Source organism: Streptomyces sp. GL_148, from assembly GCF_057834205.1.
Window position 1 is genome coordinate 2,218,479 of sequence record NZ_CM174396.1, and the last position, 12,103, is coordinate 2,230,581.

The 12,103-nt window shown below is 71.1% G+C and carries 10 protein-coding genes; 5 read left to right on the forward strand and 5 right to left on the reverse strand.

What is annotated here, in order from left to right; all coding sequences use genetic code 11:
* The first annotated feature begins 30 nt into the window (after positions 1–30).
* The 3 genes from AC3IYI_RS10175 (at position 31) to AC3IYI_RS10185 (ending at position 3,786) form a co-directional block, all read left to right on the forward strand.
* Positions 31–828, forward strand: coding sequence for a DsbA family protein (locus tag AC3IYI_RS10175; protein ID WP_489409869.1), 798 nt, complete (start codon positions 31–33; stop codon positions 826–828).
* Positions 829–939: 111 nt separating this feature from the next.
* Positions 940–2,625: an alkaline phosphatase D family protein gene (locus AC3IYI_RS10180; protein WP_489409870.1), complete on the forward strand. Its 1,686-nt coding sequence runs from the start codon at positions 940–942 to the stop codon at positions 2,623–2,625.
* A 222-nt stretch (positions 2,626–2,847) separates the two neighbouring features.
* Positions 2,848–3,786: a zinc metalloprotease gene (locus AC3IYI_RS10185; protein ID WP_489411492.1), complete on the forward strand. Its 939-nt coding sequence runs from the start codon at positions 2,848–2,850 to the stop codon at positions 3,784–3,786.
* A 101-nt stretch (positions 3,787–3,887) separates the two neighbouring features.
* On the opposite strand, the gene AC3IYI_RS10190 is transcribed toward AC3IYI_RS10185, so the two are convergent.
* Positions 3,888–4,457, reverse strand: coding sequence for a dienelactone hydrolase family protein (locus tag AC3IYI_RS10190; RefSeq protein WP_489409871.1), 570 nt, complete (start codon positions 4,455–4,457; stop codon positions 3,888–3,890).
* Between the two features lie 50 nt (positions 4,458–4,507).
* Between AC3IYI_RS10190 and AC3IYI_RS10195 the strand changes: the two genes are divergently transcribed.
* Entirely contained in the window at positions 4,508–5,536 is a 1,029-nt protein-coding gene (locus tag AC3IYI_RS10195; protein ID WP_489409872.1) for a mechanosensitive ion channel family protein, read from the forward strand.
* 146 nt (positions 5,537–5,682) lie between these two features.
* Positions 5,683–7,626, forward strand: coding sequence for a helix-turn-helix domain-containing protein (locus AC3IYI_RS10200; RefSeq protein WP_489409873.1), 1,944 nt, complete (start codon positions 5,683–5,685; stop codon positions 7,624–7,626).
* A gap of 43 nt (positions 7,627–7,669) precedes the next feature.
* Here AC3IYI_RS10200 and AC3IYI_RS10205 read toward each other — a convergent pair whose 3' ends face one another.
* The 4 genes from AC3IYI_RS10205 to AC3IYI_RS10220 all read right to left on the reverse strand — a co-directional run bounded on the left by AC3IYI_RS10205 (position 7,670) and on the right by AC3IYI_RS10220 (position 11,966).
* Positions 7,670–8,800, reverse strand: coding sequence for an IS701 family transposase (locus tag AC3IYI_RS10205; protein ID WP_489411493.1), 1,131 nt, complete (start codon positions 8,798–8,800; stop codon positions 7,670–7,672).
* Positions 8,801–9,208: 408 nt separating this feature from the next.
* Positions 9,209–9,547, reverse strand: coding sequence for a hypothetical protein (locus AC3IYI_RS10210; RefSeq protein WP_489409874.1), 339 nt, complete (start codon positions 9,545–9,547; stop codon positions 9,209–9,211).
* Positions 9,535–11,412 carry an anthranilate synthase family protein gene (locus AC3IYI_RS10215; protein WP_489409875.1) on the reverse strand — a complete coding sequence of 626 codons (1,878 nt, stop codon included), beginning with the start codon at positions 11,410–11,412 and terminating at the stop codon, positions 9,535–9,537. The genes AC3IYI_RS10210 and AC3IYI_RS10215 overlap by 13 nt, the downstream gene beginning before the upstream one ends.
* Positions 11,409–11,966, reverse strand: coding sequence for an isochorismatase family protein (locus AC3IYI_RS10220; protein ID WP_489409876.1), 558 nt, complete (start codon positions 11,964–11,966; stop codon positions 11,409–11,411). The genes AC3IYI_RS10215 and AC3IYI_RS10220 overlap by 4 nt, the downstream gene beginning before the upstream one ends.
* Between the last annotated feature and the right edge of the window lie 137 nt (positions 11,967–12,103).

Genomic DNA, 12,103 nt, shown 5'->3' on the forward strand with positions numbered 1-12,103 from the left:
CCGCGGAGTCACACCCCCATGGAGAGAACGATGAGCGCACGCAACAGCCAGGCGAACAAGGCGGCGGCCCGCGAGAAGCTGCGCATCGAGCGCGAGCAGCAGGCCAAGAAGGCCAAGATCCGCCGGCAGGTGTTCGTGGCGGGCGGCGTCGTGGCCGCCCTCGCGCTGGCCGGCGGCGTCGGTTACGCCGTCGTCCAGTCCGGCAAGCCGAGCGCCTGGGAGAAGGCCGCCGACGCTCCCGTGGTCGCGCCGAAGAACACCTCGGGCGAGAACGGCACGACGGTGGTCATCGGCAAGGCCGACGCCAAGAAGACCCTGGAGCTGTACGAGGACGCGCGCTGCCCGGTCTGCGCGAGCTTCGAGCAGGCGGTCGGCCCGCAGCTCAAGAAGGACCTCGACGCCGGCAAGTACAAGATCCAGTACATCGGCGCCACCTTCCTGGACAACGGCTTCCCCGGCAGCGGCTCGAAGAACGCCCTGAGCGCGCTCGGCGCCGCCCTCAACGTCAGCCCCGAGGCGTTCCTGGAGTACAAGACGGCCCTCTACTCCGCGGCGAACCACCCGGAGGAGAAGGACGACAAGTTCGCCAAGGACGACTACCTGCTGTCGATCGCGGACCAGGTCCCGGCGCTCAAGGGCAACGCGGAGTTCAAGAAGGCGCTCGACGACGGCACCTACGACCGGTGGGCGCTGGAGATGTCCAAGACCTTCGACAAGAGCGGTGTGAAGGGCACGCCGAGCCTGAAGATGGACGGCAAGAAGATCGACCCGCTGCCGCAGTCGCCCGAGGCGTTCACGACGGCGATCGACAAGGCCATCGCCGGCTGATCCCCTCCCCCTCGCAGCACCCCAACGGACGGGCGAACTCCCAGAGTTCGCCCGTCCGTTGCTTTCAAGGGTCTGGCACAGATCGAATACCCGTCGGTAATATGATCATCCGTGACCAGTCAACTCTCCCCCTCCGCCCCGGAATCGACGCTTCCGTCGACCCCCCGCCGCCGTACGGTCGTCCTGGCCGCGGCGGCCACGGCGGCACTCGTCCCGATCGCCGCGCTGGGCGCCGAAGCCGCCCACGCCGCCACCACGGGCACCACCGACGCCCCCTCTTTCCTGCACGGCGTCGCCTCGGGCGACCCGCTCCCCGACGGGGTCCTGCTGTGGACCCGCGTCACCCCGACCGCGGGGGCCGTACCGGGCTCCGGCGCGGGCCCGGCCGTCGCGGTGGGCTGGGAGGTCGCCGAGGACAAGGCCTTCTCCCGGGTCGTCGCGAGCGGCACCGTCACCGCGAGCGCGGCCTCGGACCACACCGTCAAGGCCGACGTACGGGGCCTGCGGCCGCAGACGGCCTACTGGTACCGGTTCACCGCCGGCAGCGCCGTCTCCCCGGCCGGGCGCACCCGTACCGCCCCCGCCGCCGCGACCGCGCCCGCCGGGGTCCGCTTCGGCGTGGTCTCCTGCGCCAACTGGGAGTCCGGCTACTTCTCCGCGTACCGCCACCTGGCCGCGCGGGCCGATCTGGACGCCGTACTGCACCTGGGCGACTACATCTACGAGTACCAGAGCGGCGGCTACCCCGAGGCGAAGTACGTCGTACGTCAGCACGAGCCGCTGCACGAGATCCTCACCCTGGCCGACTACCGCACCCGGCACGGGAAGTACAAGACCGACCCCGACCTGCAGGCCCTGCACCAGGCCCACCCGGTCATAGCGATCTGGGACGACCACGAGATCGCCAACGACACCTGGTCCGGCGGAGCCGAGAACCACGATCCCGCCGCCGAGGGCTCCTTCGCGGCCCGCGCGGCGGCCGCCCGGCAGGCGTACTTCGAGTGGATGCCGGTCCGCACCTCCACCGAGGGCACCGTCTACCGCCGGCTGCGCTTCGGCACCCTCGCCGACCTGCACCTGCTGGACCTGCGCACCTTCCGCTCGCAGCAGGCGAGCATCGGCAGCGGTGCGGTGGACGACCCGGAGCGCACCCTCACCGGGCGGGCCCAGCTGGACTGGCTGAAGGCCGGGCTGGCCGGCTCTCAGGCCACCTGGAAGCTGGTGGGCACCTCGGTGATGATCTCGCCGGTGGCCTTCGGCTCGCTGCCGGCGCACCTGCTGGGGCCCCTCGCCGAGCTGCTCGGCCTGCCCGCGGGCGGTCTCGCGGTCAACGTGGACCAGTGGGACGGGTACACGGACGACCGCCGGGAGCTGCTGGGGCACCTGACGGACCGTTCCGTCCGCAACACCGTCTTCCTGACCGGTGACATCCACATGGCCTGGGCGAACGACGTGCCGGTGACGGCGGCCACCTACCCGTGGTCGCGGTCGGCGGGCGTGGAGTTCGTAGTGACGTCGGTGACCTCCGACAACATCGACGACCTGCTGCACGTGCCCGCCGACACGGCCTCACTGGTGGCGGAAACGGCCATCAAGGCCGCCAACCGGCACGTGAAATGGCTGGACATGGACGTCCACGGCTACGGCGTGCTGGACGTGACGGCCGAGCGTTCCCAGATGGACTACTACGTGGTCTCGGACAAGCGGCGCCAGGACGCCACGGCCGCCTGGACCCGCTCGTACCGCACGCTGAACGGGACCCAGAAGGTCGAGCGGGCGGACCGGCCGGTGCGCTGACACTCCGCCAGATTTCCCGTCCGAGGGGGCGCTTGGCGTAGACCAAGCGCCCCTTCGTCATCAGAAGCAACAAATCTTTTACGTAGAACACTTGACCTGTTTATGACATGCGCACGTAAGATTCCCGCCAGCTGAGGAGATCCCTCCCGCTCAACCCCCCACTCGCGAGGAGCACACGTGCGCGCTCTTGCCCGCATATCCCCCCTTCTTCGCCGCCGCCTGATGGGCGCCGCCGTACTCACCGGCACCCTGGCCTTCACCCCGCTCGCCGCCCCCACCACGGTCGCCGCCGCCAAGACCGGCGCCGAGGTGTGCGCCGAGGACGCGGGCACCGCGGCCAACGCCCGCGTGGCGCGCCCGAAGGACCAGCACGCGGCCGAGCCGAACGAGATCACCGAGGCCCAGTCCAAGGCCATGGACGCCGACCTCAAGGCGAAGCTGGACAAGATCTCGAAGGAGCCGCGCAGCCTGCGCGTCGCCGAGGCAGTCACGAGCATCCCCGTGTACTTCCACGTCATCCACTCCGGCACCACCGGAAAGCTGACGGCCACCGACATCAGCAACCAGCTGGCGGTCCTCAACTCGGCCTACGCCGGCCAGGGCACCGGAAACGTGGACAGCAGCTACCAGTTCACCCTGGCGAGCACCGACTACACGGACAACGCCAGCTGGTACAACCTGGCTTCCGGCTCCACCGCCGAGAAGACCATGAAGAGCACCCTGCGCAAGGGCGGCGCGAACGCCCTCAACTTCTACACCGCCAACCTCTCCGGCGGGCTGCTGGGCTGGGCCACCTTCCCCAGCTCCTACGCCTCCCAGCCGTCGATGGACGGCGTGGTCGTCCTGGACACCTCGCTGCCGGGCGGCTCCGCCGCCAACTACAACGAGGGCGACACCGCGACCCACGAGGTCGGCCACTGGATGGGTCTGTACCACACCTTCCAGGGCGGCTGTAACGGCGCCGGCGACTCCGTCTCGGACACCCCGGCCGAGAAGAGCGCGGCCTTCGAGTGCCCGACCGGCCGTGACACCTGCGCCAGCAAGGCGGGCGTCGACCCGATCCACAACTTCATGGACTACACGTACGACAACTGCATGTACCAGTTCACCGCGGGCCAGGTGACCCGCATGAAGAGCATGTGGACGGCCTACCGCGCCTGACGCTCCGGCACTGTGACGATGTGACGCACTCATGACGATGGGGCCCCGCACGCGGGGCCCCATCCTCGTGTTCCGCGCCTCTGCGGCCGGACCGCTGCGTCCTACAGCCCGTCGAGGAAGGCGAGGGCGACCGCCCAGGCCTGCTCCGCGGCCTCGGCGTCGTAGTCGTCCAGTCCCGGGTCGGTGAACAGGTGCCCGGCTCCCGGATAGCCGTGGACCTCCACGTCCGCCCCGGCCTTGCGCATCCGCAGGTACCAGGCCGTGAGCCAGTCGTGCGGCTCGAAGGGGTCCGGGTCGGCGATGTGCAGCTGCACCGGCAGCTCGTCGACGTAGGCGTTCTCCTCCAGGTCGGCCGTCCCGTGCAGGAGCAGCAGCCCGCGCGCCTTCTCGTCGGCGAGCGCCAGGTGCTGGGCGATCGAGCCTCCGAAGGAGAAGCCGGCATAGACCAGGCCCTGGTCGGAGTAGGGGGCCGAGGCCAGTACCGCCCGCTTGAGCAGTTCGTCGCGGCCGATCTCCTCCTGGTGGGCCATGCCCTCCTCGACGGTCTCGAAGGTGCGTCCCTCGAAGAGGTCCGGCACCTGGACCTGGTGCCCTGCCGCGCGCAGCCGGTCGGCCGCCTCCCGCACTGCGGGCCGCAGCCCGTAGGTCGAATGGAAAAGCATGATGTTCATGCCCCCATCGTGCCAGTTTCGAGCGATCCCCTCCGGTTACGTTGACCTGCATGGACACGGACTCCTTCCTGCGCCCGATCGCGGCCGTCGCCGGCACCCTGGCCATCACCCTGCTCGCGGGCTGGCTGCTGGACCTGCTGCTCCGCCGCGCCGACGCCCGGCACAGCGAGACCCCGCTGTGGGGGCTGCTGCGCCGCTGCCGCCCGCCGTTCCTGGTGGTCCTGGCCGCCTCCCTGCTCCAGGCCGTGCGGCGGCGCGCGGACGGCCCCGGGCACGCGCTGACCCTGGTCCTGATCGCCGCGGCCGCGTGGCTGCTGATCCGCATCACGACGGCGATCGTGGACTCCACGTACGCGCGCTACGCGGCCGACGCCTCCGACCAGGCCAGGGTCCGCCGGGTCCGCACGCAAGTCACGCTGATCCAGCGGGTCGTCACGGCGGTGGTGATCGTGGTGGCCCTCGGTGCGATGCTCCTGACGTTCCCCGAGATGCGGACCGTGGGCGCCTCGATGCTGGCCTCGGCGGGCGTACTCGGCATCGTGGCGGGCATCGCGGCGCAGGCCGCCCTCGGCAACCTCTTCGCCGGACTGCAGATCGCCTTCGGCGACACCGTCCGGATCGGCGACACGGTGGTGGTGGACAAGGAGTGGGGCACGGTGGAGGAGATCACCCTCACCTTCCTCACGGTCCGCACCTGGGACGAGCGCCGGATCACGATGCCGGTCTCGTACTTCACGAGCAAGCCGTACGAGAACTGGTCGCGCGGTGGCGCGCAGATGACGGGCACCGTGTTCTGGCACCTGGACCACAGCGCCCCGGTGGAGCTGATGCGCGAGCAGCTCCAGCGGATCCTGCAGGACGTCCCGGAATGGGACGGCCGCACCGGCTCCCTGGCCGTCACCGACACCACCCCGCACACCATCCAGATCCGCGCGGTGGTCACGGCGAAGGACGGCGACGCCGTCTGGACCGTCCGCTGCGCGGTGCGCGAACGCATGATCACCTGGCTGACGACCAACCACCCGTACGCTTTGCCTCACATCATCACGACGGAGGCGGTGCCCCCGCCCGGACCCTGACGTACACGCGGGCCGGGTAAGGGTGTTGACTCCCGCCGCACCACGTCCCCGGCCACAGGGAACGGGCCCCGCTTGACCCTTCGGCGGACGGAACCTAGGTTCGGGGAGCTGGCTTGAATGCGCTGGTCAGACGAGGGGAGACACGCATGGGACCGGAGAGCGGTTCCCACCGGGGAGGGTCCGGCGCGCTGGCCGTGCTGGAGCTCCTCGCACAGGAAGCCCCGCCCGGCCTCTTCGAGAACCTGCTGCACGAAGCCCGAAGAGCCGGGGCCGGAGCGGCGGAGGTTGCCGAGCTGACGCGGGCCCTGGAGCTGGCCCGGACCGTCCGCGCAAACGCCGTGCTCGGCCGGCAGCGACAGACGTCCCTGGCCGCGCTGCTGGACACCGCGCACGACCTGACCTCGCCGTACGACCTGGACGGCCTGCTCCGGGTGATCAACCGCAGGGCCCGGCGGCTGCTCTGCCTCGACATGGCCTGGGTGTCCCTCAACCGCCCCGACGGCACGGGTTACGTACGCACCTCCGAAGGCGAGACCACCACACAGAACGTCGGGCTCGAACTGGGCTCGGGCCTGGGCAGCGCCGCCCAGACCCACCGGGCTCCCCTGTGGAGCGCCGACTACCTCAACGACGACACCGTCCCGCACGGCCCCGGCATCGACACCGTGGCCCGGGCCGAGGGACTGCACGCGATCATCGCGGTGCCGCTGCGCAACGGGGACTCCACGCTGGGCGCCCTGTACGGCGCCAGCCGGGACGTACGCCGCTTCACCCCGGACGAGATAGGGCTGCTGCTCTCGCTCGCCGACCTGGCGGCCGTCGCCATCGAGAAGGCACGCCTGCTGGAGCAGACCCAGGAGGAGGTCGCCGAGCTGGAGCGGTTCGGCTCCCAGACCAACTCCACCCTGACCCGGGTCCGTTACCTGTGGGAGTGCCACGCCCGGCTGGCCGGTCTGGTGCTGGACGGGGCGAGCCTGTCGGCGCTGGCGCGGGCGACCGCGGACGCGCTGGACGGGGTCGTGCAGGTCCGGGATCCCGGTGGGCGGCTGCTGGTCTCCACCGGTGAGCTGCCGACGGAGCTCGACGAGGAGGCCGTCGCGAGGGCGGCCCTGGCGGCCCAAGGGCTGCGGCCCGTGGAACTGCCCGGCGACGTGTGGCTGGCCCCGGTCCTGGCGGGCGCCGAGGAGCTCGGCGTCCTGGTGCTGCACGCCTCGGCGCCGCTGACGGTCGAGGACGTACGGCTCCTGCGGATGGCCGCCCAGACCGTGGCCTCGCTGATCCTGATCCAGCGTGGTACCGCCGCGGCCGAGGGCCCGGTCCACGAGGAGCTGCTCCAGGAGCTGCTGGACCGGCCGACCCGCTCCGACCGGCACCTGCTGGAGCGCGTCCGGCGCCTGGGCATCGAGCTGGACCGCCCCCACGTGGTGGTGGTGGCCCGGCCGGAGGGCGGGGAACTGGGCAGGGCAGTGGCCTGGGCGTCCTCGTACGCCCACCGGATGAACGGACTCAAGGGCGTGCGCCGCGGGTGCATCGTGCTCGTGGTCCCCGGCTCCGACGCCTCTTCCGCCGCCCGCCAGGTCTCGGCCGATCTGTCACCGCTGCTCGGGCACCCGGTGTCCACCGGGGCGGCCGGGCCCTCGCGCAGCGCCCGCGAAGTGGCCCAGGTGTACGCGGAGGCCGTGCGCTGCCTGGACGCCCTGACGGCACTCGACGGCGCCGGCGGAACGGCCTCGCTGAGCGAACTGGGCTTCCTGGGACTGCTGTTGTCCACCGATCATGATGTCGACGCGTTCATCGGGTCGACGATCGGCCCGGTCCTGGACTACGACGAGACCCGCTTCACGGAGCTGACCCGCACCCTGGACTCGTACTTCGAGTCGGGGGGCAGCCCCACCCGTGCGGCCGAGGCGCTGCACGTCCACGCCAACACCGTCTCGCGCCGCATGGCGCGCATCACGGAACTGCTCGGCCCGCACTGGCAGAGGCCGGACCGGGCCCTGGAGATCCAGATGGCGCTGCGGCTGCGCAAGGCCCGCGACGTCCTGCACGAACGGCGCACCGAGTCCGGGGCCGCGCATCCCGGAGCCTAGTGCTGTGACCGGAAAGGTTCACCGAGCCTTTCCGGCCACAGCACTAGGTCCGCAGCTGCCGCGCCGCGGCGAGGCTGTGGGCGGCGTGGGCGATGGACGCCAGGGTGACGTGCCGGTGCCAGCCGTGCAGGGAACGTCCGGCGTAGTCGCGCAGTCCCAGTTCCTGGCCGCTGCGCTGGGAGGTGAGCGCCACCCGCGTGGCCTGCTTGGTCAGCCGCAGCAGGCGGGCCACCGGCATCCGTGTCAGGTCGGTGATCCACAGCTGGGTCGGCAGCCCGTGCGGGTCGGTCCACTCGCCGACCAGCACGAGCTGGCGGCGCCGGGCCGCCGACGGGTCGGGCATCATCACGCCGATGGCGACGGCGAGGGTGCTGCGGCGCACCGAGGCGCTGACCGGGTCGACCCACTCGACGGGCGCGCGCAGGCCCTTGAGGGACTGGAGGATGTCTTCGGCGTTCAGCGGGCCGGCGCCGTAGCCGGGCAGTGCCGGGTCGGTGACGAGCAGCCGGCTGATCGGGCTGATCCGGGCCAGGACGGGGATCTTGGCCTCGGCGAAGCGGTTCATGGTCGCACGGGTGCCGATGTTGCTGACGTCGAGGACGACCGGGCGGGCGGGCATCGCGGCGGCCTTGACGGTCTCGATGACACCGCTGGCCGCGCACTCCTCGTAGGACGTGTGGTGTGCGGGTTCGGGGCTGCTGCCGGTGCTGCGCCGCATCGAGTTGGCGGCGGCCCCGGCGTTGTTCTCGCCGTCCGGTACGAACAGCCGCCAGCCGGCCGGCGTGGCCACCTCGGGTGAGGTGAACCACGTGCCGAACGCCTGCTGGCCGCGGAACATCTGGCCCTGGTGCGGGTCGAAGTGGTGGCCCACTCCGACCGAGTGCTCGCCGCCCTTGGGGATCGCCATCGGCTGGGCGACCCACGCCGTCAGCGGGGTGGTGCTCTCCAGGTAACCCGACAGTGCGGTGCGCAGGGGCTGCCAGTCCCAGGTGGAGCTGAAGATGAAGTGGTGCAGGCTCTGTTCGGCGGCGTCCCCCTCGACGTGGGCGGCGATGCTGCGGATGGACTTGCGCCCCGAGGTGGCGAGCAGGCCCCGTACGTACCGCAGGGCCTTCTCCCGCTGGTCCTTGCGGCGGAGCGAGGCGAAGACCGTGTCGCACAGGTCCTCGGTCATTTCCCGGATCGGGTCGCGTCGGATCTGGACCGCGGTGGCCCGGACCTCCTTCGGACCCACGACGGACAGTTCCCTTCGGACGATGGTGTTCATGACGGTGGTCACCACGGGCCCCCCTTGGCTGCGTCGAGTGCAGTCATACGGTCGCCCCAAGACCCTCGCGCGGGGGAGGTGCGCAGGCCACCTGCCTGTGGCCGGGGGTGGTGACGGGACCCCACACCCCGTGCGGCACAAGGGGCGCAGGGGGCGGCCGGGTCAGGCGTACCGGAGGTTACGTCGCCAGTCCGCCGATGCCGCCGCCGGCGACGAGCACGTGCGTCATCCTCGTTCTCCTTCTGTCGTCGGGAACGGCCGGGCCGGTGGGGGCGGCGGCCGGGGCGGCCCCTCCCCCGGTCCGGGCGGCATCGCTCAGCTCTCCAGGGCCAGGCCGCGGCCGACGAGCCGGTCGAGCGAGAAGACGCCCTCGGCGGTGGCTTCGACGTCGAAGGAGGAACGCTCGGTGGGCGGGTAGCCGATGAGTTCCGCGGCCCGGTTGGGCAGCGCCGCGGCGAGCGCGGCCGACTCGGCGGACTCCCACAGGAGAACCGCGCCCCAGCGGTCGGTCTCCCGGTCGGATATCCAGAACTTCAGTCGCAGGCCGGCCAGTTGGCTGAACCGGTCGACCGCCTCGTCGCGCAGGAACCCGCGCAGCGAGTCGATGGTCTGCGCGGAGTCCTTCAGGTCCCACCAGACGACTACTGCTCGCACGAGCGCAACACTCCGATCAGCAGGTCACGAGTGATCCGTACGCCGTCCTCGGTGAGCACCGACTCGGCGTGGAACTGCATCGAGGCGAAGCCCTGCCCGCGCAGGGCGTGCACCTCACCGGTCTCGGTGTCGCGGCTGACCTCGACGATGCCCGCCTGCGGGTGCTCGAACTTGTCCTCGGCCAGCCGCGCCGCGAACGTGTTGTAGAAGCCGACCCGCTCCGGCGCGCCGAAGAGGTCGATCTGCCGCTGGAGACCCTGGTTGGGCACGGTCCTGCGGACCAGGTCGAGGCCGAGCAGGGTGGAGAGGACCTGGTGGCTGAGGCAGACCGCGAGGAACGGCCGCCGCTCGTCCAGCAGCCGGGATACCGCCGCCCGCAGGTGCGCGATCTTGGGGTGCGCGGTGTCACCCGGGTCGCCGGGACCCGGTCCCATGACGACCAGGTCGTGTGCGCCGGTGTCGTACGGTTCGTCGAAACGGCTGACCGTCACCTTCAGGCCCATGGAGGCCAGCTGGTGGCCGATCATCGAGGTGAAGGTGTCCTCGGCGTCGATGATGAGCACGCTGCGGCCGTCCAGCTCCGGCACCGGCCGGGACCGGTCGGCGGTCCCCCGCAGCCAGAATCCGGCGATGCCCTCGTTGCGCTCCTCCAGGGCCTCGAGGACGTCGGCGTGCCGGGCGAAGCGGCTCGCGCCGCCCCCTTCGAGCGCGGACAGCAGTCCGGCCGCCTTCACCCGGGTTTCGGCGACCTCGCTCAGCGGGTCGGAGTGCCGTACGAGCGTCGCGCCGACGCCGATGCGCACCCGGCCGTCGGCCGCGATGTCGGCGGTGCGGATGAGGATCGCGGAGTCCATCGTGCGGCCGCCGTCGGCGTCCCGGCCGATGAGGGCCATGACGCCGCTGTAGTAGCCGCGGCCCTCCGGCTCGTACCGGCTGATCACCTTGCAGGCGCTCTCCAGCGGGCTGCCCGTGACGGTGGGGGCGAACATCGTCTCGCGCAGGAGCTCCCGTACGTCGCGGGAGGTCTGCCCCTCGATGAAGTACTCGGTGTGGGCGAGGCGGGCCATCTCCTTGAGGTACGGGCCGACGACGCGGCCGCCTCCCTCGCAGATCCGGGCCATCATCTTGAGTTCTTCGTCCACGACCATGTACAGCTCGTCGGCCTCCTTGCGGTCGGCGAGGAACGCCAGCACGCCGGGCAGGTCGGGGCCCGCGGCCGGGTAGCGGTAGGTGCCGCTGATCGGGTTCATCACGGCGGTGCCGTCATGCAGGCTGACGTGCCGCTCGGGGCTGGCCCCGACGAAGGTGCGGTCCCCGGTGTGGACGAGGAAGGTCCAGTAGGCGCCCGACTCCCGCTCCAGCAGCCGCCGGAAGAAGGAGAGCGCGCTGGTCGGGGTGTAGTGGGTGATCTCCGCGACGAACGAGCGTTTGATGACGAAGTTCGCGCCCTCGCCATTGCCGATCTCGCGCTCGATGACCTCGCGGACGTTTCCGGCGTACGCGTCGTCGTCCACGTCGAAGTGGCCGCCGGTGAGGGTGACGGGCTCGTCGGGGAGCCTGCGCAGCGCATCGGCCAGCGGGAACACCGCCTGCTCGCCGACCGCCATGGTGATCAGCGGTTCGCCGTCGTCGGTACCGGCGAATCCCCGCTCGGTGATCTGCCGGTAGGGGACGACGGCCAGGGTGTCGTGCCGCGGGCCCGTGACGGAGCCCTCCGGCACGGGGACATCGGCGAGGGTGTCCACGTGCGACACCTCGCCGAGCAGCACCTCCAGGAGCTCCCGACCGGTCGTCTCGGGCCGGTGCAGCAGGGCGTACGCCGGCGCGTGGCCGGTCAGCACCCGGTTCAGCAGGTCGGGGGTCACGGGGCACCGCCTGTCGTGGTGAGCTCGGCGAGCACGGACTTGGTGGTCTTGACGGCCCCGGCGCGCTGGGCGACGCAGTCCAGGGCGAGCCGGTGCTGCGCCTCGGAGAAATCGGCCACGGCGTCCGCGACGAGGAAGGTCTGGATGTCGTTGGTGAAGGCCTCGACGGCCGTCGCCATCACGCCCACGTGGGCGTACACACCACAGACGACGAGCTGGTCGCGGCCCTCGGAGCGCATGCGCTCCAGCAGGTCCGACTTGAAGAAGGCGCTGTAGCACCACTTGGTGAACACCCAGTCGGAGGGGCCCGGTTCGATGGGGTCGACCACCCGGCGGTCCTCGGGGGACACCTTCATGCCGGCGCCCCAGAAGTCCTTGAGCAGCCCGCGCTCCTGCTCCGACATGCCACCGGGCTGCGCGCTGTACGCCACCGGGATGCCGAGGGCGGCGCACCGTGCCAGTTCCTCCTGTACTCGCCCGAGCTCCGCGTGTCCCGCCCAGTCCGGCTGCTGCGCGGCGGGTAAAGAGCGGAGGAATTCGTGGACACCGTTCACCTGGCACCTCCTGGGGTGAAGTGATGCCGCCTCCGATCTGCTTCGGGAAAGCGGCCGCGGCCGACTCTGTCCGAAAGCGTCGGAGAGGTTCAAAGGAGATCGCGGGACTATGTCAGATGGCGACGGACATCCGTTGG